Source organism: Rhizobium sp. C104, from assembly GCF_022354505.1.
Taxonomy (GTDB): Bacteria; Pseudomonadota; Alphaproteobacteria; order Rhizobiales; family Rhizobiaceae; genus Rhizobium; species Rhizobium redzepovicii.
Genome location: NZ_CP092348.1, coordinates 675,112 through 694,811 on the forward strand (window position 1 = coordinate 675,112; position 19,700 = coordinate 694,811).

Annotated in this window: 19 protein-coding genes; 14 read left to right on the plus strand and 5 right to left on the minus strand. The window is 61.6% G+C overall.

From position 1 onward, the window contains the following. Positions 1-14: 14 nt before the first annotated feature. The 7 genes from MF410_RS04370 (at position 15) to MF410_RS04400 (ending at position 6,472) form a co-directional block, all read left to right on the plus strand. A complete protein-coding gene (locus MF410_RS04370) occupies positions 15-680 on the plus strand; it encodes a Crp/Fnr family transcriptional regulator (protein WP_239620195.1) in 666 nt (221 codons plus the stop codon). A 183-nt stretch (positions 681-863) separates the two neighbouring features. Beyond that, positions 864-1,601, plus strand: a complete 738-nt coding sequence (locus MF410_RS04375; RefSeq protein WP_097628307.1) for a response regulator — start codon at positions 864-866, stop codon at positions 1,599-1,601. A 13-nt stretch (positions 1,602-1,614) separates the two neighbouring features. Further along, on the plus strand, positions 1,615-2,799 hold the full coding sequence (gene ccmI / locus MF410_RS04380; RefSeq protein ID WP_239620197.1) for a c-type cytochrome biogenesis protein CcmI: 1,185 nt from the start codon (positions 1,615-1,617) through the stop codon (positions 2,797-2,799). Further along, positions 2,796-3,263, plus strand: a complete 468-nt coding sequence (ccmE, locus tag MF410_RS04385) for a cytochrome c maturation protein CcmE (protein WP_097630107.1) — start codon at positions 2,796-2,798, stop codon at positions 3,261-3,263. The genes ccmI and ccmE overlap by 4 nt, the downstream gene beginning before the upstream one ends. Then, complete coding sequence (locus MF410_RS04390) at positions 3,260-5,257, plus strand: heme lyase CcmF/NrfE family subunit (RefSeq protein ID WP_097630106.1); 1,998 nt, start codon at positions 3,260-3,262, stop codon at positions 5,255-5,257. The genes ccmE and MF410_RS04390 overlap by 4 nt, the downstream gene beginning before the upstream one ends. After that, entirely contained in the window at positions 5,254-5,706 is a 453-nt protein-coding gene (locus MF410_RS04395) for a cytochrome c-type biogenesis protein (RefSeq protein WP_222148936.1), read from the plus strand. Before MF410_RS04390 ends, MF410_RS04395 begins: the two co-directional genes overlap by 4 nt. 85 nt (positions 5,707-5,791) lie before the next feature. Further along, the gene (locus MF410_RS04400; RefSeq protein ID WP_097630111.1) at positions 5,792-6,472 is read left to right on the plus strand and encodes a CBS domain-containing protein; all 681 of its coding nucleotides are present in this window, start codon (positions 5,792-5,794) and stop codon (positions 6,470-6,472) included. Positions 6,473-7,019: 547 nt separating this feature from the next. On the opposite strand, the gene MF410_RS04405 is transcribed toward MF410_RS04400, so the two are convergent. From MF410_RS04405 to MF410_RS04415, 3 genes are read right to left on the minus strand one after another with little or no spacing between them, the layout of a single operon-like run. Then, positions 7,020-7,580: a DsbE family thiol:disulfide interchange protein gene (locus MF410_RS04405; protein ID WP_097630110.1), complete on the minus strand. Its 561-nt coding sequence runs from the start codon at positions 7,578-7,580 to the stop codon at positions 7,020-7,022. 1 nt (position 7,581) lies between these two features. Beyond that, the gene (locus tag MF410_RS04410; protein WP_097630109.1) at positions 7,582-7,737 is read right to left on the minus strand and encodes a heme exporter protein CcmD; all 156 of its coding nucleotides are present in this window, start codon (positions 7,735-7,737) and stop codon (positions 7,582-7,584) included. Further along, on the minus strand, positions 7,727-8,503 hold the full coding sequence (locus MF410_RS04415) for a heme ABC transporter permease (RefSeq protein WP_097630108.1): 777 nt from the start codon (positions 8,501-8,503) through the stop codon (positions 7,727-7,729). The genes MF410_RS04410 and MF410_RS04415 overlap by 11 nt, the downstream gene beginning before the upstream one ends. A gap of 199 nt (positions 8,504-8,702) precedes the next feature. Here MF410_RS04415 and hemA point away from each other — a divergent pair, with 199 nt between their 5' ends. Continuing rightward, positions 8,703-9,917, plus strand: a complete 1,215-nt coding sequence (hemA, locus tag MF410_RS04420) for a 5-aminolevulinate synthase (RefSeq protein WP_239620405.1) — start codon at positions 8,703-8,705, stop codon at positions 9,915-9,917. 543 nt (positions 9,918-10,460) lie between these two features. On the opposite strand, the gene MF410_RS04425 is transcribed toward hemA, so the two are convergent. Beyond that, on the minus strand, positions 10,461-11,282 hold the full coding sequence (locus tag MF410_RS04425; protein ID WP_239620199.1) for a universal stress protein: 822 nt from the start codon (positions 11,280-11,282) through the stop codon (positions 10,461-10,463). 882 nt (positions 11,283-12,164) lie between these two features. On the opposite strand from MF410_RS04425, the gene MF410_RS04430 reads away from it, so the two are divergent. The 5 genes from MF410_RS04430 to MF410_RS04450 all read left to right on the plus strand — a co-directional run bounded on the left by MF410_RS04430 (position 12,165) and on the right by MF410_RS04450 (position 17,632). Further along, positions 12,165-12,959, plus strand: coding sequence for a thymidylate synthase (locus tag MF410_RS04430; RefSeq protein ID WP_097629298.1), 795 nt, complete (start codon positions 12,165-12,167; stop codon positions 12,957-12,959). Positions 12,960-12,972: 13 nt separating this feature from the next. Beyond that, the gene (locus tag MF410_RS04435) at positions 12,973-13,491 is read left to right on the plus strand and encodes a dihydrofolate reductase (protein ID WP_097629299.1); all 519 of its coding nucleotides are present in this window, start codon (positions 12,973-12,975) and stop codon (positions 13,489-13,491) included. A 148-nt stretch (positions 13,492-13,639) separates the two neighbouring features. Next, positions 13,640-14,725 carry an FtsH protease activity modulator HflK gene (hflK, locus tag MF410_RS04440; protein WP_097629300.1) on the plus strand — a complete coding sequence of 362 codons (1,086 nt, stop codon included), beginning with the start codon at positions 13,640-13,642 and terminating at the stop codon, positions 14,723-14,725. A 3-nt stretch (positions 14,726-14,728) separates the two neighbouring features. Beyond that, positions 14,729-15,688, plus strand: a complete 960-nt coding sequence (locus tag MF410_RS04445) for a protease modulator HflC (protein WP_097629301.1) — start codon at positions 14,729-14,731, stop codon at positions 15,686-15,688. Between the two features lie 207 nt (positions 15,689-15,895). After that, positions 15,896-17,632: a Do family serine endopeptidase gene (locus tag MF410_RS04450; protein ID WP_097629302.1), complete on the plus strand. Its 1,737-nt coding sequence runs from the start codon at positions 15,896-15,898 to the stop codon at positions 17,630-17,632. A 281-nt stretch (positions 17,633-17,913) separates the two neighbouring features. On the opposite strand, the gene serB is transcribed toward MF410_RS04450, so the two are convergent. Further along, a complete protein-coding gene (gene serB / locus MF410_RS04455; RefSeq protein WP_097629304.1) occupies positions 17,914-18,804 on the minus strand; it encodes a phosphoserine phosphatase SerB in 891 nt (296 codons plus the stop codon). On the opposite strand from serB, the gene miaA reads away from it, so the two are divergent. Continuing rightward, positions 18,803-19,699 (plus strand): tRNA (adenosine(37)-N6)-dimethylallyltransferase MiaA, encoded by an 897-nt coding sequence (gene miaA / locus MF410_RS04460; protein WP_179867183.1) that lies wholly within the window; start codon positions 18,803-18,805, stop codon positions 19,697-19,699. The two genes, serB and miaA, sit on opposite strands and share 2 nt — an antisense overlap. Position 19,700 lies beyond the last annotated feature (1 nt).

Consider the following 19,700-nt stretch of genomic DNA (forward strand, 5'->3'; position numbering starts at 1 on the left):
AGAGGGGGAAGGTGATGTTTACAGAGAACGAGATGTTGCTACGATCCGAGCTGTTCGAAGGGCTCGACGCCGATGCCGTTCGAAGTATGCTGGCGTTGGTGGAACTACGGACATTTGCGGTCAACGAACGAATAGCGGCCGAGGGGCAGCACGCCTCGCAGGTCTTCTATGTCGTAAGAGGCCTTGTCCGACTCACGAAAGCCGAGTCAGGCGGGCGTGAGGCCGACGTCTGCGTCTGCGAGCAGGGGGACACCTTTGCGGAATATCTCGTTCCCGGTGGCGACGTTTACGCGCAGGGCGCATGGGCGGCGGATATCACGGAGCTTGCACTATTCGATCTGCCCGGCCTGCGTCAACTCGCTGCCAAAAATAGCGGGGTGCAGCGCAATGTCATGCGGATCATGGCCCGGCATCTGCTCGGCTCGCTGGAATGCATAGCGGGCGATCGCTTGCACACTGCCGCCCAGCGGGTGGCCAACTACTTTGTGAGCTGTTGTCCGGAGGCAACGGCCCAGGCGACGTTCCGGCTGCCTTATCAGAAGCGGATTCTCGCCGGAAAGCTGGAACTCGCTCCCGAGGCTCTGTCGCGCGCTTTTGCCACGCTCTCCGATGCGGGAGTAGCCGTAAAGGGCAGAATGGTTTCCATCGGCAACGTTGCTTTGCTGAGAGACGCGTGCTGAATAACTGAAGGTCGTGGGCCTACATGCTGCGACCAGGCTCTTGCGTGACCTAACATGACAGCAAGCGGGAAGCCGCTCCTGCCGGCCTCGTATCGTGCGATGTGCACATAATCTCTACCCCGAACAGTGGCATTGCCCGCAATCCTGCGTTATCTCATTTCAAACACGGTCGCAGCGGGACGAATGAGTTACATGGAACCGGATCGTATTCTGGTGGTCGACGACGACGCTCGCATCAGACAGATGCTCGTCCGCTATTTTGAGGACAATGGTTACAGGGTGAACGCGGTTGGCAACGGCGCTGCCATGCGCGCTGAACTGTCGAAGGCGTCGTACGCCGCCGTTTTTCTCGACCTCGTGCTTCCCGGCGGAGAGAACGGGCTGGAACTGCTGAAGGAGTTGCGCAGCACGTCGGACGTTCCGGTGCTGATGCTCACTGGGCAGGACGACGTCACCGACAAGGTTGTGGGCCTGGAGTTTGGTGCCGACGACTATGTGGCAAAGCCGTTTCATCTGAGGGAACTACTCGCAAGGCTGAGGACTGTCCTCAGGAGACGCACTCCTGCCCCTCAGCCGGCCCCCACGCCGAACCCAGAGGAGGAAGTTCTCCGGTTCGACGGCTGGAGGCTCGAGGTTGGTCGAAGGAGACTTTCGTCTCCGCAGGGGGAGGATGTTTCCTTGACGACCGGAGAGTTCGATATGCTCCTCGTTTTCGCACGTAATCCGGGGCGGGTCCTGTCTCGTGACAAGCTGATGGACCTGACGAGAAGCCGCAGTCTGGAGGCCTTCGATCGAGCCATAGATGCGCAGATCGTCCGCCTTCGGAAAAAGGTCGAAGTCGATCCAAAGGAACCGATGATGATCCAGACGGTTCGCGGCGTGGGGTACGTCTTCACACCGCGTCCATCAAATGAGAGATAATTGATCGGGGTCAATGTTCGGTGTGTCGAACGTGCATACGGTCGGGCGTGCAATGGCTTCTGGACCGATGATCATCTGGATACTTTTCGCGGTGGCGACGACCGCCACAACTGCAGCTTTCATGCATCCGCTTTCGTCGGGTCGCCTCCGTCCCTTGAAGGACGGCCTGGATGCCCATGTCTATCGGGACCAGCTTATCGAACTGGAAAGTGAGTTTACAGCCCGTCAGATCGCTGCAGACGAGTATGAACTCGCCAAGGCGGAAGCGGCGCGACGGCTGTTCAAGGCAGTCGAGCGGCCGTACGTATCCGGAGGTTCACGACGCTCCCACGGCTGGGTTCGACTCGCGGTCGCGGTGTTCCTACCGCTTTTCAGCATCGGACTCTACGTTTCGCTAGGCTCTCCGGAGCTACAGTCTCGTCCTTTGCCAGCTAGGCTCTCCGAGCCCGGCCAGGATCTCCAGATCCTTGTCAAGAAGACACAGGCCCATCTGGTCGGCAACCCGGAGGATGGCCGGGGATGGGACGTCATTGCTCCCGTCCTGCTCAAAATGGGTCGAGCGGACGACGCGGCAGAGGCATATCGTTCCGCGATTCGTATCCTTGGGCCGAGCGTCCTGCGTCTGGAAGGACTTTCGCAGGCCCTGATGGCTCGTTCAAACGGAATTGTGGGGGAGGAGGTCCGCGTCGTGCTCCGGAGCCTGCTGAAGATCGATCCTGCAAACCCGCGTGCGCGTTTTTATATGGCGCTGGGACTCGAACAGGAAGGCAGGACGGCGGATGCGGTGGTAGCATTCGAGTCGATCGCCATGAAATCTCCCGCCAATGCGCCCTGGCTGCCGCTCGTCAATGAACACATTGCAAGGAACGGCGGAACTCCTGTGATCGCCACCGACAAATTCCTTGCCAATCCCACGCATGAAGATATCGCTGCCGCGCAGAGCATGAATGCCGGCGACCGTCAGCAGATGATCCGCGGCATGGTCGCGAGCCTCGACGCCAAGCTCAGCGCCGATCCGAACAATTTCGAGGGATGGGTGCGGCTCGTCCGCTCCTATGCCGTGTTGAACGATAAGGATCGTGCCGCCGATGCGCTGAAGCGCGGGCTTGCCGCCTTTCCGCTGCCCGGCGAACAAGGCAGCCAATTGCTGGCGCTGGCCAGGGAACTCGGCATATCAACGGAAGGATTGGCTGAATGACCCGCAAGCAGAAGCGCCTGGCGGTGATCGCAGGCGGCATGGGCTTCATTGCCGCCGCCGTGCTGCTGGTCATGTTCGCCTTCAGCCAGTCGGTCGCCTATTTCTACATGCCGGCCGATCTGGCCAAGACCCCGGTGGCGCCGGAAACCCGCATCCGGCTCGGCGGCCTGGTTGGCGAGGGCAGCGTCGTGCGCGGCGCCGGCTCGACCGTGGAATTTTCCGTCACCGACGGCAGCGCCAATGCCGTGAAGGTCAAATATACCGGCATCCTGCCGGATCTTTTCCGCGAGGGGCAGGGGGTGGTCACCGAAGGCATGTTTGCACCCGGGACCAACGTCTTTACCGCCGATACCGTGCTTGCCAAGCATGACGAGACCTATATGCCGAAGGACGTGGCCGACAGGCTGAAGCAGCAGGGGCTGTGGAAAGAGGGTCAGGGCCAGGAGGCGAAAGCGACGCAATGATCATCGAGATCGGCCATTACGCGCTGGTGCTGGCGCTGGCAACGGCGCTCATCCTCTCCGTCGTGCCGGTCATCGGCGCCCGCCGCCATGACCGGGCGATGATGGATGTCGCGACCATCGGTTCGCTGGCGATGTTTGCGCTCGTCGTCTTCTCCTTCGGCGTCTTGACCTATGCCCATGTCGTCTCCGACTTCTCGGTCGAGAACGTCTGGGAGAATTCGCATTCGCTGGTGCCGCTGATCTACAAATATTCCGGCGTCTGGGGCAATCACGAGGGATCGATGATGCTCTGGCTGTTGATCCTGACGCTGTTCAGCGCGCTGGTCGCCGTCTTCGGACGCAATCTGCCGGAGACGCTGAAGGCCAATGTGCTGGCCGTACAGGCCTGGATTTCGGTCGCCTTCACGCTGTTCATCCTGTTGACCTCCAATCCCTTCCTGCGGCTCGATCCGGCGCCGGCCGAGGGCCGCGATCTCAATCCGGTCCTGCAGGATGTCGGCCTGGCGATCCACCCGCCGCTGCTCTATCTCGGCTATGTCGGCTTTTCCGTCTGCTTCTCCTTTGCGGTCGCAGCCCTCCTCGAAGGCCGCATCGACGCCGCCTGGGCCCGCTGGGTGCGGCCCTGGACGCTCGCCGCCTGGACCTTTCTGACGCTCGGCATCGCCATGGGTTCCTACTGGGCCTATTACGAGCTCGGCTGGGGCGGCTGGTGGTTCTGGGATCCGGTGGAAAACGCCTCCTTCATGCCCTGGCTTGCCGGCACCGCGCTGTTGCATTCGGCCCTCGTCATGGAAAAGCGCGAGGCGCTGAAGATCTGGACGGTGCTGCTGGCCATCCTCACCTTCTCGCTGTCGCTGATGGGCACCTTCCTGGTGCGCTCCGGCGTGCTGACCTCGGTGCATGCCTTTGCCAGCGATCCCTCCCGCGGCGTCTTCATTCTCTGCATCCTGCTGATCTTCATCGGCGGCGCGCTGTCGCTGTTTGCCTTCCGGGCGCCGAAGCTTGCGGCCGGCGGGCTGTTTGCGCCGATTTCGCGCGAGGGCGCGCTCGTCGTCAACAATCTGATCCTGACGGTCGCCTGCGGCACGGTCTTGACCGGCACGCTCTATCCGCTGCTGCTGGAAACGCTGACCGGCGACAAGATTTCCGTCGGGCCGCCCTTCTTCAACCTGACCTTCGGCCTGTTGATGGCGCCGCTGATCGTCATCGTCCCCTTCGGGCCGCTGCTCGCCTGGAAGCGCGGCGATCTGCTCGGCGCCCTGCAGCGGCTCTATGTCGTCGCCGGCATCGCCTTCGCCGCTGCGCTGATCTTCTTCTATCTCCAGCATGGCGGGCCAGTGCTGTCCGTGCTCGGGCTGGCGGCCGGGCTGTTCCTGGTCTTCGGCGCGGTTGCCGATCTCTGGTATCGCGCCGGCATCGGCAAGGTTGCGGGCAACGTCGCCTGGCGGCGTCTGAGCGGCCTGCCGCGTTCGGCCTTCGGCACCGCTCTTGCCCATGCCGGGCTCGGCATCAGCGTGCTCGGCATCGTCGCGGTGACGACCTTCCAGACCGAATACGTCATCGAGATGAAGCCCGGCGAAACCACTGACGCTGGCGGCTACAGCCTGCATTTCGACGGCATGCAGCCGGCGACCGGGCCGAACTATACCGAGGAGCGCGGCCACTTCACCATCCGCCGCGCCGGTGTCGCGGTCGCCGATACCTGGTCGGCCAAGCGCCTCTACACCGCCCGCCAGATGCCGACGACGGAGGCGGGCATCCTGACCTTCGGCCTCAGCCAGCTCTACGTCTCATTGGGCGACGCCACCAAGGACGGCGGCATCGTCGTGCGCATCTGGTGGAAGCCGTTCATCCTCTGCATCTGGGGCGGAGCGCTTGTCATGGCTGTCGGCGGCCTCGTCTCCCTCAGCGACCGGCGCCTGCGCGTCGGCGCCCCGCGCAGGAAGGCGAAGGCGGCAAAGCCTGTAGAGCCTGCAATGGAGCCGGCGGAATGATGCGGCGTCTCCTCCTGGCTTTCGTCTTGATGCTGTTGGCCGCGCCGGCCTTCGCCGTCAATCCTGACGAGGTGCTGGCCGACCCGGCACTGGAAGCGCGCGCTCGCGCCCTTTCGGCGGAACTGCGCTGCATGGTCTGCCAGAACCAGTCGATCGACGATTCCAATGCCGATCTCGCCAAGGATCTGCGCCTGCTGGTGCGCGAGCGCATCACCGACGGCGACAGCGACGAGGCGGTGCTGAACTATATCGTCTCGCGCTACGGCGAATTCGTGCTGCTGAAGCCGCGGTTCAGCATGAAGACCGGCCTGCTGTGGGGCGCCCCGGCGCTGCTGGTGCTCGCCGGCGGACTGTCACTGCTGGTCTTTGCCCGCAGGCGGTCAGGCAAGCCGACAGGAAGTAAATTGACCGCGGATGAGGATGATAGACTCGCCCGGCTTCTCGAATGAGACCGTGCTGTTTGACGGAGATCAACGCGGAAGCCTCGACCTGACGTTATCTTCATCGGAATACACTCCGATGCGAGGCAGCGCCATGCAGGCAAAAGACATAATGACCACCAGCGTGGTTTCGATCCGCCCCACGGTCAGCGTGCGCCACGCGGTTTCCGTCATGATGCAGGCCAATGTCAGCGGACTTCCAGTCGTCGATGACGATGGCCGCGTCTGCGGCATGCTCACGGAAGGCGACCTGTTATTGCGGAGGGAAATCCGCGCCACCACTCGGTCGTCTCGGGCCGGCGAGATCATTTCTGAGATCGACCTCGAGCGCTACATTTGCACCAATGGCTGGTCGGTCGCCGATGTCATGTCCCCGGACGTTATTGTGGCGACTCCTGACAGCGAGGTTTCCGACATTGCAGAAAGTCTCCAGGCACACCGGATCAAGCGGTTGCCGATCGTCGAGGACGGGCGTCTGGTGGGAATTGTTAGTCGCAGGGACATTCTGGGCATCATCCTGGATGCGCCGACGACCGCGCTCCCGCGAGAAGACGAATCCGTCCGGATGGCCGTTCGCACGCGTCTGCGATCCGATCTGGGGCTGACGCCGCAGAAGGTCCAGGTGTCCGTCAAGGACGGACAGGTGACGCTGGATGGGCAGGTGGAATCGGAACTTAAGCGCAAAGCAATCCGGATCCTGGTGGAAAGCCTCGGGGCCGGTGGCTACCGAGATCGGTTGCGAGTGACCCCGCTCCCCAACACTGATCTAAGTTAGGGATCGAGTCCGGCGGACCTGCGAGTATCGAAGAACCACTTTGCAACGCCAGCGCATTGTCCGCAAATCTTATCGATTGCCGTACCGGCACCTAAGGTTTCCGGCCGCCGGTCACCGTGGCTTAATTTTCCGCGGTTCGTGCATCTCGTCCTCAAACTGACGTGCCACGACCACATGAATTGCTCCTGCCGCTCGCGACAACAGAGGCGTGCGCCCACAGCGACAGCTCACGGTGGTTAGCTGTTCGGTGTCGCCGAGAGGTTGATAGTTGATGAGGCAGTGCGGGGCCGGTTCAAAGGCAAGCGCTACGCAATGCCGGAGCGTGAGTAATCGGCGAAGAACATCTTTCTGGCTTGCAGAAGCAGCCGACTGGCCTCCTATCAGCGAGGAGGCTTGCCCGGCGTCGCGCCCTCGTGCCGGGCAAGCCTCTGCCAAGTTCCTCGCTTGACACGGGACACCCCCGACTCGCCAGAGGATCTTAGGGGAAGCCGCAGCTCGTCTCTTTGACCGGCGTCAAACACTTCGAACGACTGTCGCGGAACCAATCTCATTTTGAGGCCACGGCGCCGGCGATGGCCAGCGCAATCTCGTTTGCGAGACTGCTCTCGTCGAGTGGACCCACGTGCTTGGCGACGATCCGGCCGGACGGGTCGATCACGAAGGTTTCGGGAACGCCGTAGACGCCCCAGTCTATGGAGTTCCGTCCATCAGGATCGGTCCCAACCGCCGCGAACGGATTTCCATTGTCACGAAGGAAGGCCAATGATTGCTGCGGGTCGTCCTTGTAGTTGATGCCTACAAGCCTGACCTGCCTGTCTTGGGCAAGCTTCATCAAGGTCGGATGTTCCTGTCGGCAGGGAATGCACCAGGAGGCGAATATATTCACGACGACCACACTTCCTGCCAGACCGGTGTCGGTGAGGCCCGGCTGCCCGAGGCCGGCGAGCGGAGGAAGATTGACGGACGGATGCCGAAGTCCGATCAGCGCCGAAGGAAGCGCCGCCGGCGAATATCCGTCCGACGCTTCCCGGTACAGCGTGTTTCCAACGGCCAAGGCCAGTCCAAGGAAGACGAAGAGAGGGACGCCGGCGAGCGCGTAGCGCCGCATCTCATTCGCCTTCGCGACGCTGCCGTCGACGGACGGCTGAGATGGCGGCGAACTGTCGGCGATAGCCTCGCCCCGCAAACAGCACCTTCAGCGCCACTATCGTCATGACTGAAAACGTCAACGCATAGGCTGCGGTCACATAATATTCATGGTCCATCCTGGTGTTCCCTGTGAACTGCGGCCCTTGCCGCGAGCCTCTGGTAGGAGATCAGCTTCCTTCGCCAGATCTCGTTTCTGATCGACGCGACATAGAGGGTCGCAAACAGTGTGCCGAAGGCAAAACTCATGACCAGGAGCGGACACAGGAATTCGACATCCAACCTGGTTCCACCCAGTCTCAACACGCTGGCGGGCTGGTGAAGCGTGTTCCACCAATCCACGGAAAACTTGATGATGGGAATGTTGACGAACCCGACGATGATCAACACGGCCGTGACGCGGGCGGCGCGGATGGGTTCATCGATCGACTGGTTGATTGTCAGGATGCCGAGATACATGATGAACAGGATGAACATGGATGTCAGCCGGGCATCCCATACCCACCAGGTCCCCCACATGGGCTTGCCCCAGATGGCCCCAGTCACCAGGGCCACGAATGTGAAGGCTGCTCCAAGTGGCGCCGCGACCCGTGCGGAAACGTCTGCCAAAGGGTGCTTCCAGACGAGGGAGCCGATCGCATTTGCCGTCATCATCGTGTAGCAGAGCATTGCCATCCAGGCTGCAGGCACATGCACGTACATTATCCGGACGGTCTCGCCTTGTTGATAATCGACGTCGGAAGAAAAGCTGAGATACAGGCCTGCTGCGAAGCCGATCGTTGTAAGGCACAGAAGGTAGGGAAGCGCTCGCTCGGCGAGTTCCAAAAATCTCGCGGGTTGCGCGAGGGTGGCGGCAGCATCGGCCAAAGGTGAAAGGGGGCTCATGCGCCGTTCTTAACGTTACGTGTCCATTCGACAATTGATGCGGATCAACAACGGCGCGATATTTCGGGCGAGGACAGAGGTTTCGGCCCGTACGGTGTGCCCGTGCATTCGGCTGGCGGAGCGATTGCAGGTATTTTGACCAACGTCAAATACGGCTTCGACGGGTCGATGTATCGATGGCGCAAATCAGGAGCAGATGATGGCTTTCGAAGCGTTTTTCAAAAACGAGTTGGACGGGCTTCATGCCGAGGGCCGTTACCGCGTTTTTGCCGATCTCGAGCGTCACCGCGGCAATTTCCCGCGCGCGACGCGCCATACGGCCGATGGCGAAAAGGAAGTCACGGTCTGGTGCTCCAACGACTATCTCGGCATGGGCCAGAACCCGAAGGTGATCGAGGCGATGAAAAACGCCATCGACCACTGTGGCGCGGGTGCGGGAGGCACCCGGAATATTTCTGGCACCAACCACTACCACGTCATGCTCGAGCGTGAGCTTGCCGATCTGCACGCCAAGGAATCAGCGCTGATCTTCACCTCGGGCTATGTGTCCAACTGGGCAGCCCTCGGCACGCTCGGCGCCAGGATCCCAGGCCTGGTCATCTTCTCCGACGCGCTGAACCATGCCTCGATGATCGAAGGCATCCGTCATGCCAAGTGCGACAAGGTGATCTGGAAGCACAATGACGTCGCCGATCTCGAAGCCAAGCTCGAAGCCGCCGATCCGAAGGCGCCGAAGCTGATCGCCTTCGAGAGCGTCTATTCGATGGACGGCGATATCGCCCCGATCAAGGAAATCTGCGACCTCGCCGACAAATACGGCGCGATGACCTATCTCGACGAAGTGCATGCGGTCGGCATGTACGGCCCGCGCGGCGGCGGCATTGCCGAGCGCGAAGGGCTGATGGACCGGCTGACCGTCATCGAAGGCACGCTCGGCAAGGCCTTCGGGGTGATGGGCGGTTATATCGCCGCTTCGGCAGCGCTTTGCGACTTCATCCGTTCCTTCGCGTCCGGCTTCATCTTCACCACGGCGCTGCCGCCGGCGCTTGCCGCCGGCGCCGTCGCTTCGATCCAGCACCTGAAGGTCAGCCAGTTCGAGCGCGCCCGCCATCAGGACCGGGTGCGCAAGCTCCGGATGCTGCTCGATCAGAGCGGCATTCCGCATGTGCCCAATCCAAGCCATATCGTGCCGGTGCTGGTCGGCGATGCCGCCAAATGCAAGTGGATCTCCGACCTGCTGCTCGACAATTGCGGCGTCTACGTCCAGCCGATCAACTATCCCACCGTGCCGAAGAAGACCGAGCGTCTGCGCATCACGCCGACGCCGCTGCATTCCGATGCCGATATCGCCCATCTGGTCGAGGCGCTCCATTCGCTCTGGTCGCGCTGCGCGCTGGCTAGGCACGTCGCCTGATTGACGGTGGATTCGGAACGGATGCGGCGGGTGGTACGCGTTCTTCTCCCAACGAATGTGACTGCATACCACTGGTGAACTCAAGATTGACGGGAATTCGCGTCCAATGCCTATATCGCGGCTCGTTATTGATCGCGATCAAAGACGGATGCGACTTCGGAACGGAGAAGGATGTCATCAGGAACCAGGAGACGACGGCATTGATGATCGCTCAACACGATCGCCAAACCGAGACCTCATTAACCCATCCATTCGGCAGGGCTAACCCGGAGGAGGTGGCTTCGCATCCTGGAAGGGCGATGGGGCCGTTGTTCCGACTGTTGCCTTCGTTACGGTCTCATAGGCGATTGTCTGTACTCGCTGCCATTTCTCTGACGGCTGCTGCCCTGGTCCCGAGGATCACGTCGCAGAGCGTCTATACGGGCATCGGCCTCTCGCTCGTCGCGGTGGGTTCGCGGGGGCCGGATATTTCCCGCCAGTCGGTCGCGCCCCTCTTCAGGAGGGCATCGACGTAGCGGTGATCCTCAACGTCCTCCGTGCCCTTTAATGAGCGAGAAGGACCGGCATCTCGGCCTTGCAAAGAAGTTCTCGAGTAACGCCGCCGAGGATGAATTCGCGAATCCTGGAGTGGCCAAATCCGCCCGCCACGAGAAGATCCGCCTTCCGTTCGAGCGCTGCCGCCTGAAGCGCGGCAGCCGGAGACTTCCCCTTGGCTTGAACAGGTACGTCCTCCACCTCGAGCCCGGAGCGCTTTAACGAGGACATTAGGATGGAGCGGTTCGCTTTGTCGATCTGCTTGTCGTCGGTCACCGAGATGACCTGTATTTTCGTTGCTTGTTCGGCGAATATCCGTGCGCAGCAGATTGCCCGCGCCGCGGTCGCGCTGCCGTCCCAGGCGATCGCAATGGTATCGATGCGACCAAAGACGCTGGTGGCGGGAAAAAGGAGCAACGGACGCCCGCTCTCGAACAGCAGCGTCTCCGAGAACTGGCGAGAGAGTTCCGAAGCCTCCACTATCGACAGGTCATTGCTCCTGGCGATTTTCGTGAAGCATTCGAAGATGAACGGCTCCTTGGCGTCGAAGCCATGAATGCGTATGTCGACACCGCTCTCCGAGGCTGCGTCTGCAATATGTCCTCGAAGCGAAGCACCGCTGTCCCGGCTGTATCCCTCCGCTTGCCCGCGCCAGAGGTCGACATCGATCATGGTGGGGAATGGCTGGTGGATTGGCGGGACCCGTACCTGCGGGATGCTCGCGAAGAGGTCGGCGCCAATCTGGCGGGCGAGGTCGATTGCGTTGTCAACGATGGTGAAGGAACTCACGTCGGGATAGGTCGACAAAGGAAGATGGAATTGCGGTCTCATACTGGCCTCCTGTGATTATTTCTTCGCCATGATGCATCTGGAGTCGACCTTCGCATTGCGTTTGGTCAAAGCGGCTTGCTGATGAACAGGTACAATCGGACCTTGGATAGGCAGAGGAGGCCATCACCATCAAACTGACCGAAATGAACCCGGTCGAGTGCTGCCGCATTCTCGAACGCGAGCGCTTCAGCAATCGACGGATAAGGTGCAATATTTTCAATAGCTTGCGCTCGAACAAGAAGGTTCGTCGGCTACCTTATTCTGACTCAGAAAAATGGCTCAATACTTCAAAATCGACCGTTATTCGTTGAATAAGACTCCGATACATGAGCTTCATTCGGTGCCGAATTGAGATGCGTGAATGCCATAGGCCTAGCAGGAGGAGGCGTTGATTTTGATGTCGGTTACTGCTTCTTCGTTGATAAATGCACGATCGCATCGTTGTCGTCGGCGCGTTCGCGAGGGTCCGGCGACCTGGCAGGCAAGTCCCGCGCGCGCCGTAACAGGCCGATGCCCGTTAGAGGTCGTTCACGATGCTGACGGTCGCCCTGCGGTATCGGAATGGGGCGTTTCAGGGAGGGAAACTCCCTCCCAAGGTTGATGGCGAGGAGCAGAGCAGAGCTTGAAGCGAAGAGTCATCGACTAAATGGCAAGGGTTGTTGCTATAACGCCCCCGGGTCCAATAGGTTTATTACACCGCTCGGTTATCGCCATAGCCGGCCGAAAGCCAGCATGGGTGGTATAGGGGTTTCCGCTGCCCAAGGAAGGGGCCAACGTCATAAAAGCGTTATGCGACCCATCAGAAACATTGGGAAAATGCCCGCCGGCGATTGGTTTCCTTCTGCCGGGAGCCTAAATTAAGCCAAACGGAATCAGCGCGCCATGAAGCAATATCTCGATCTCCTCAACCATGTGATGGAAAAGGGCTCCGACCGGGGCGACCGCACCGGCACCGGCACGCGCTCGGTCTTCGGCTACCAGATGCGCTTCGACCTGCAGGAAGGCTTTCCCGTCACGACGACAAAGAAGCTGCATCTGCGCTCGATCATCCACGAGCTTTTATGGTTCCTGAAGGGCGAGACAAATATCGGCTATCTCAAGGAGAACGGCGTTTCGATCTGGGATGAGTGGGCCGACGAAAACGGCGATCTCGGGCCGGTCTACGGCTCCCAGTGGCGCTCCTGGCCGGCACCGGACGGCGGCCATATCGATCAGATCGCCAATCTCGTCAAAGGCATCGTCGACAATCCGAATTCGCGCCGCCATATCGTCTCTGCCTGGAATCCGGCCGAGGTCGACCAGATGGCGCTGCCGCCCTGCCATTGCCTGTTCCAGTTCTACGTGGCCGATGGCAAGCTCTCCTGCCAGCTCTATCAGCGCTCGGCCGACATCTTCCTCGGCGTGCCGTTCAACATCGCCTCCTATGCGCTTTTGACGATGATGGTGGCGGAGGTCACCGGGCTGAAGCCTGGCGATTTCGTGCACACTCTGGGCGACGCCCATCTCTACCACAACCATTTCGACCAGGCGAAGCTGCAGCTGGCGCGCCAGCCGAAGCCGCTTCCCTTCATGCGCATCAATCCCGATGTGAAAGACATCTTCAGCTTTACCTTCGACGATTTCGAGCTGATCGGCTACGAGGCCGATGCCAGCATCAAGGCGCCGATCGCCGTCTGATCCGAGACATTCCATGGCCGATATCCGCAGGACCATTATTGCCGCCGTTGCCCGCAACGGCATCATCGGGCGCGACGGCGACATGCCCTGGCGGCTGTCGAGCGATCTCAAGCGCTTCAAGGCGCTGACATTGGGCAAGCCTGTCGTGATGGGCCGCAAGACATATGATTCAATCGGCAAGCCGCTGCCGGGGCGGCCGAACGTCGTCATCTCCAGGCAGGCGGCGATAGACCATCCCGATGTTTCCATGGCGCATTCGCTGACGGAGGCGATGACGGCGGCCGAAAGGCTGGCACGCGAAAAGAGCATCGACGAGATCTGCATCATCGGCGGCGGGCAGATCTATGCCCAGGCGATCGGCCTTGCCGACCGGATGTGCATCACCCATGTCGAAGCCGATCTCGACGGAGACGCCTCGTTCCCCGCGATCGATCCCGACATCTGGCGGGCAGGGGAGTCTATAGCGGTGCCGGCAGGCGACAAGGACAGTCACCCCACGCGCTTCGTCGTCTACGAGCGCCGACACGCCTGAAAATGAACTATTTTCCAATTAAATTGACCAAGTTTCTCACGTTGCGTTGAAAGCCGATGCGGCGATACTTATAACGGTCCCAACGCATCCGCCGGTCAGCCCCCACGGTTCCGGATGCGTGGAAGACTTAACGAACAACGAGGTTTTGATGCCCTGGAGCAATCAGAATGGCGGCGGCGGCCCTTGGGGCGGCGGCGGCGGTAATAATCAGGGACCATGGGGCCAAGGGCCGAACCGCCCGCGGGGCGGTGGCAGCGGCAAGGGCGGACCGCCCGATCTGGAAGATATCATCCGGCGCGGCCAGGACCAGCTGCGCAACATCGTTCCCGGCGGTTTCAACGGCGGCGTGGCGGTGATCGTCGCGGCGGTCGTCGCCATTTTCTGGCTGATCCAGTGCGTCTACGTGGTGCAGCCGGACGAACGCGGCGTCGAGCTGCGGTTCGGCAAGCCGAAGGACGAGATTTCGATGCCCGGCCTGCATTTCCATCTCTGGCCGCTGGAATCCGTCGAGACCGTCAAGGTGACCGTGCAACAGCTGAATATCGGAGCGACCTCTGCATCGTCTTCGAACGGGCTGATGCTGTCGAGCGACAAGAGCGTCATCAACGTGCAGTTCGCGGTCTTCTACACGGTCAGCGATCCGAAGGCCTATCTGTTCAACGTCGAAAATCCGGCAGAGACCCTGCAGCAGGTTTCCGACAGCGCCATGCGCGAAATCGTCGGGCGTCGTCCGGCGCAGGACGCCTTCCGCAGCAATCGCCAGCCGATCGAAGTGGATGTGCTCAATATCGTGCAGGATACGATGAACCGGTATGGCGCCGGCGTGACCGTGACCGGTGTGACGATCCAGAACGTGGCGCCGCCGCGCGAAGTCGCCGATGCCTTCGAAGAAGTGCAGCGTGCCGGCCGAGACCGCGACAGCACGATCGAAGATGCCAACCGCTACACGAACCAGAAGCTCGGTCAGGCGCGAGGCGATGCGGCACGAATCCGTGAAGATGCAGCCGCCTACAAGAACCGTGTCGTTAAGGAGGCCGAAGGCGAGGCGCAGCGCTTCACCGCGATCAACGACGAATATTCGAAGGCGCCCGAAGTAACCCGCAAACGGCTGTTCATCGAAACGATGGAGCAGGTGCTGAAGAACTCGAAGAAGGTCATCATCGACGAGAAGCAGGGCGTGCTGCCCTATCTGCCGCTCAATGAGCTCGGCAAGCCGGCGCAGCAGGGAGGTTGAACCATGACATCGAACAGACTTCCCATCATTCTCCTCATCCTCGCCATCGTGCTGGTCGGCCTCTATTCGTCGATTTTCGTGGTGAATGCCCGCGAGCAGGCGATCGTCGTCCGCTTCGGCCAGATCCAGTCGGTCAAGACCGAACCCGGCATCTATTTCAAGCTGCCCTTCGGCTTCATGGATGCCGACCGCGTCCAGCTTGTGGAAAAGCAGGCGCTGAGGCTCGATCTCGACAATATCCGCGTTCAGGTTCAGGACGGCCAGACTTTCGACGTCGATGCCTTCGTGATCTATAACATCTCGGATGTTCGCCGCTTCCGCGAAACGGTCTCGGGTGACCGCGAGGCCGCGGAAGCGCGGCTGAGGGCGCAGCTCGATTCATCGCTTCGCCGCGTCTACGGCCTGCGCGACTACAATGCCGCGCTCTCGGAAGAGCGTGTCGCGATGATGCTGGAAATCCGAGACGACCTGCGCACGGATGCCGAAAATCTCGGTCTGCATATCGACGACGTTCGCATTCGCCGCACCGACCTTTCTCCCGAGGTTGCGCCCAACACCTACAACGCCATGCGTTCGGAACGCCTGGCCGAAGCCGAGCGCATCCGCGCGGAGGGCAATGAAGAAGGTCAGCGCCGCCGGGCCGTCGCCGATCGCCAGGTCGTCGAGTTCACCGCGGGCGCCCAGCGCGATGCGGAAATCCTGCGCGGTCAGGGCGATGCGGAACGCAACCGTGTCTTCGCCGACGCTTTCAGCAAGGATCCGGCTTTCTTCGAGTTCTATCGCTCGATGGCCGCCTACTCTTCAGCGCTTTCATCGCAGGACACGACGCTGGTGTTGTCGCCGAATACGGAATTCTTCCGCTATTTCGACAACGCCGCCGGCACCCTGAAAGCGCCGACAAGCCCGGCTCCGGCAATTCCCGGCGCGGCTGCTCCGGCAGCACCCGCCCAGCCGGCGAACTGATACCGAGGGATGCCATTCGCATCCTGACAATCCTGAAAGGGCCGGCCCGGGTGCCGGCCCTTTTTTCGTGGAAAGGTCGAGATAATCAGGCTTTTGCGAGGGCCCGTCATATTGCACGGGGATTTCGCGAAAAGGTGATTTCGCCCTCCATCATTCCGCCTTATGCTGGTGCTCAATGTGCGCATTTACCCCTTATGAGGAAGCTTGATGGCCCCCACGAATCGCTCGCCCTTCAGACGAACGCTCGCGCTTATGGCCAGCGCTGCAATTCTTGCGCATGCTGGCATCAACGGGGTCGCCTATGCGCAAACCGCGCCGCAGACGACGGCGCCCGGAGTTGTTACACCCGCTCCGGCTACCCCGGAAACGGCTGCTCCTGCACCCACGCCGCCCGCAACGGTTGCACCGCAGCAGGCACCGCAAATTCAGGCCGCAGCCCCGAACAACGGTCCGGCTTCGGTCGCCGATCTGGCCGAGGGACTGCTTGACGCCGTGGTCAACATCTCGACCTCGCAGAACGTCAAGGACGATGAGGGCGTCGGCCCGGCGCCGCGTGCGCCCGACGGCTCGCCGTTCCAGGAGTTCTTCAACGACTTCTTCGACAAGAAGCAGGGCAACAATGGCCCGAACCACAATGTCAGCTCGCTCGGCTCCGGCTTCGTCATCGATCCGGCCGGCTATATCGTCACCAACAACCATGTAATCGAGGGCGCCGACGATATCGAGATCAATTTCGCCAATGGTTCGAAGCTCAAGGCAAAGCTGATCGGCACGGATACGAAGACCGATCTTTCGGTGCTGAAAGTCGAGCCGAAGGCGCCGCTGAAATCGGTGAAATTCGGCGATTCCAGCACGATGCGCATCGGCGACTGGGTGATGGCGATCGGCAATCCGTTCGGCTTCGGCGGTTCGGTGACGGTCGGCATCATTTCCGGGCGCGGCCGCAACATCAATGCCGGCCCTTACGACAATTTCATCCAGACGGATGCCGCGATCAACAAGGGCAATTCCGGCGGGCCGCTCTTCAACATGAAGGGTGAGGTGATCGGTATCAACACGGCGATCATTTCGCCGAGCGGCGGCTCGATCGGTATCGGCTTCTCGGTACCCTCCGAGCTTGCCTCCGGCGTCGTCGACCAATTGCGCGAATATGGTGAGACGCGGCGCGGCTGGCTCGGCGTGCGCATCCAGCCGGTGACCGACGATATCGCCGACAGCCTCGGGCTTGACACCGCCAAGGGCGCGCTGGTCGCCGGCGTCATCAAGGGTGGGCCTGTCGACGACGGTTCGATCAAGGCGGGCGACGTTATTTTGAAATTCGACGGCAAGACCGTCGGCGAAATGCGCGATCTGCCGCGCGTCGTGGCGGAAAGCTCGGTCGGCAAGGAAGTCGACGTGGTGGTGCTGCGCGACGGCAAGGAGCAGACCGTGAAGGTGAAGCTCGGCCGGCTCGAAGACAGCGATCAGGCGGCAGCATCCGGCGACGCGGCGCCGGACGGTTCGCAGGATGACGGCGTTATCACCCCGGATCCCGGCGAGAACAACGATATGGACGAGCCGGATTCCGGCGATCAGGCCCAGCCGACACCAGGCGCGCCCACGCCGGACCAACACCAGGGCCAGGTGTCACCGGATGCATCAACGCCGAAGAACGTGCTCGGCCTGTCGCTGTCGCTTTTGAGCGCCGAGACGCGCAAGGCTTTCGGCATTGCCGAGAGCGTCGACGGTGTCGTCGTGACCGAGGTGACGCCCGGCTCCGCCTCGGCCGAAAAAGGGCTGAAGCCCGGCGATGTGATCGTCGAAGTGGCGCAGGAGTTCATGAAGTCGCCGGACGCGGTCGCCGCCAAGGTGAAGTCGCTGAAGCAGGAAGGCCGCCGCAACGCCCAGCTGATGATCGCATCGGCGAATGGCGATCTGCGGTTTGTGGCGGTGCCGATGGAGTAGGCGAAAGGCGCGGTCAGCCGCCGCATTTTCTGTTCTCGCTCAACCTCTCCTCCGTCATTCCTGTGCTTGTCACAGGAATCCAGCCATCGCGCGTCTGCGCGGTGAATGAGGCTCTTGAAGGCAAGGGGTGTCCCGCGCCCAAGGACTTGGGCGCGCTGCATCCCTGTGACGAGCACAGGGATGAGGAGATTGGGGTAAGCGTCGCGCCAATTTTTATGCCGACGCGTCGGATTGTGACCGTGTTTGGTTTAGCAACCGTTCGGAGATGGTGAGTTAAACATTCAACCCGTTACAAAATCCGTCTTCCGATACCCCTGGATGTAGAGCAGCGCCGTCAGGTCGCCGTGGTTGATGCGCATCTGGGCCTCGGCGGCGACGGCGGGCTTGGCGTGGAGGGCGACGCCGGCACCGGCGACGTGCAGCATGCCGAGGTCGTTGGCGCCGTCGCCGACGGCGATCGCATCGTCAGGCGAAATGCCGAGCTGAGCCGAAATTTCGTTCAGCGCATCGACCTTCGCCTGCTTGCCGAGGATCGGTTCGGCGACGAAGCCGGAGAGGATGCCGCCGTCTTCGAGCAGCATGTTGGCGCGGTTCTCGTCGAAGCCGAGGGTGGCGGCGATGCGGCTGGTGAAGACGGTGAAGCCGCCGGAGACGAGGGCGGTGTAATGGCCTTTCGATTTCATGGTGGCGATCAGTTCCGGCCCGCCCGGCGTCAGCGTAATGCGCTTGGCGATCACTTCGTCGACCACCGATATCGGCAGGCCCTTCAAGAGGGCGACGCGCTCACGCAAAGCGGGCTCGAAGGCGATCTCGCCGTTCATGGCGCGGGCGGTGATCGCGGCGACCTTCTCCTTCAGGCCGACTTCGGCGGCAAGTTCGTCGATGCATTCCTGGCCGATCATCGTCGAATCCATGTCGGCGATCAGCAGTTTCTTGCGGCGGCTCTCCTGCTCCTGGATGACGAGGTCGATCGGCGCGCCTGATATGACGGCAAGAATATCGGCCTCCGCCGCGGGCGCATCCGTGCCGTCACGCAGTGCGATGTCGCAAGCGATGCCGTCTGCCAGCCAGTAGAGGCCGGAAGCGTTCACCGCTTCGGCCGCCCGTTCGGCGATCTTGGGTGTCAGCACGGGATTTGACGGATTGGCAACAAGCGTGGCAACGAGAGCCATGATGGAAAACCTTCTGAGCACAGTGAACGCGATCCTGATAACCGGGCCGACCGCCAGCGGCAAGTCCGCGCTCGCCGTCGAACTGGCAAAGCGCCATGACGGCGCGGTCGTCAACGCCGACAGCATGCAGGTGTACGACACGCTGCGGGTGCTGACCGCGCGCCCGTCGAAAGAGGAAATGCAGGGTGTGCCGCATCATCTCTACGGCCATGTTCCGGCAGGCGCCGGCTATTCCACCGGCACCTGGCTGCGCGATGTCTCGGCGCTGCTGCCGGCGCTCAGGGCCGCCGGCCGGCTGCCGGTCTTCGTCGGCGGTACCGGGCTTTATTTCAAGGCGCTGACCGGTGGGCTCTCCGATATGCCCGAGATACCGGAGGCGTTACGGGAGGAGTTGCGGGCGCGGCTGCTGGAGGAGGGGCCGGAAGGGCTTCATGCCGAGCTCGCTGAGGCTGATCCCGCCATGGCGGCCAGTTTCAACCGCCAGGACGGGCAGCGCATCGTCCGGGCGCTTGAAGTGTTCAAGGCGACGGGACGGTCGATCGCCGATTTCCAGGGCCGGTCGGGACCGGTGGTGATCGACGCTGCCCAGGCTCGCAAGATCGTCGTGCTGCCGGACCGAGCGGTGCTGCATCAGCGCATCAACGGGCGTTTCGAAAAGATGCTGGACCAAGGCGCGGAAGGCGAGGTGAGGGCGCTGCTTGCGCTCGACCTGCCGGCCGAGGCGCCTGTGATGAAGGCGATCGGAGTCTCGCAGATCGCGGCGATGCTGAAGGGCGGGATGACCCGTGACGAGGTGCTGGAGAAGGGTGCTGCGGCGACGCGGCAATATGCCAAGCGGCAAATGACATGGTTCCGCAACCAGATGGACGACAGCTGGGAACGGCTGACGGCTTAGG

What these genes read in the sequence shown, in the direction of transcription:
- MF410_RS04370 (WP_239620195.1), top strand. Translation starts at nt 15, where the DNA reads ATGTTTACAGAGAACGAGATGTTGCTACGATCCGAGCTGTTCGAAGGG.
- MF410_RS04375 (WP_097628307.1), top strand. Translation starts at nt 864, where the DNA reads ATGAGTTACATGGAACCGGATCGTATTCTGGTGGTCGACGACGACGCT.
- ccmI (WP_239620197.1), top strand. Translation starts at nt 1,615, where the DNA reads ATGTTCGGTGTGTCGAACGTGCATACGGTCGGGCGTGCAATGGCTTCT.
- ccmE (WP_097630107.1), top strand. Translation starts at nt 2,796, where the DNA reads ATGACCCGCAAGCAGAAGCGCCTGGCGGTGATCGCAGGCGGCATGGGC.
- MF410_RS04390 (WP_097630106.1), top strand. Translation starts at nt 3,260, where the DNA reads ATGATCATCGAGATCGGCCATTACGCGCTGGTGCTGGCGCTGGCAACG.
- MF410_RS04395 (WP_222148936.1), top strand. Translation starts at nt 5,254, where the DNA reads ATGATGCGGCGTCTCCTCCTGGCTTTCGTCTTGATGCTGTTGGCCGCG.
- MF410_RS04400 (WP_097630111.1), top strand. Translation starts at nt 5,792, where the DNA reads ATGCAGGCAAAAGACATAATGACCACCAGCGTGGTTTCGATCCGCCCC.
- MF410_RS04405 (WP_097630110.1), bottom strand. Translation starts at nt 7,580, where the DNA reads ATGCGGCGCTACGCGCTCGCCGGCGTCCCTCTCTTCGTCTTCCTTGGA.
- MF410_RS04410 (WP_097630109.1), bottom strand. Translation starts at nt 7,737, where the DNA reads ATGGACCATGAATATTATGTGACCGCAGCCTATGCGTTGACGTTTTCA.
- MF410_RS04415 (WP_097630108.1), bottom strand. Translation starts at nt 8,503, where the DNA reads ATGAGCCCCCTTTCACCTTTGGCCGATGCTGCCGCCACCCTCGCGCAA.
- hemA (WP_239620405.1), top strand. Translation starts at nt 8,703, where the DNA reads ATGGCTTTCGAAGCGTTTTTCAAAAACGAGTTGGACGGGCTTCATGCC.
- MF410_RS04425 (WP_239620199.1), bottom strand. Translation starts at nt 11,282, where the DNA reads ATGAGACCGCAATTCCATCTTCCTTTGTCGACCTATCCCGACGTGAGT.
- MF410_RS04430 (WP_097629298.1), top strand. Translation starts at nt 12,165, where the DNA reads ATGAAGCAATATCTCGATCTCCTCAACCATGTGATGGAAAAGGGCTCC.
- MF410_RS04435 (WP_097629299.1), top strand. Translation starts at nt 12,973, where the DNA reads ATGGCCGATATCCGCAGGACCATTATTGCCGCCGTTGCCCGCAACGGC.
- hflK (WP_097629300.1), top strand. Translation starts at nt 13,640, where the DNA reads ATGCCCTGGAGCAATCAGAATGGCGGCGGCGGCCCTTGGGGCGGCGGC.
- MF410_RS04445 (WP_097629301.1), top strand. Translation starts at nt 14,729, where the DNA reads ATGACATCGAACAGACTTCCCATCATTCTCCTCATCCTCGCCATCGTG.
- MF410_RS04450 (WP_097629302.1), top strand. Translation starts at nt 15,896, where the DNA reads ATGGCCCCCACGAATCGCTCGCCCTTCAGACGAACGCTCGCGCTTATG.
- miaA (WP_179867183.1), top strand. Translation starts at nt 18,803, where the DNA reads ATGATGGAAAACCTTCTGAGCACAGTGAACGCGATCCTGATAACCGGG.
- serB (WP_097629304.1), bottom strand. Translation starts at nt 18,804, where the DNA reads ATGGCTCTCGTTGCCACGCTTGTTGCCAATCCGTCAAATCCCGTGCTG.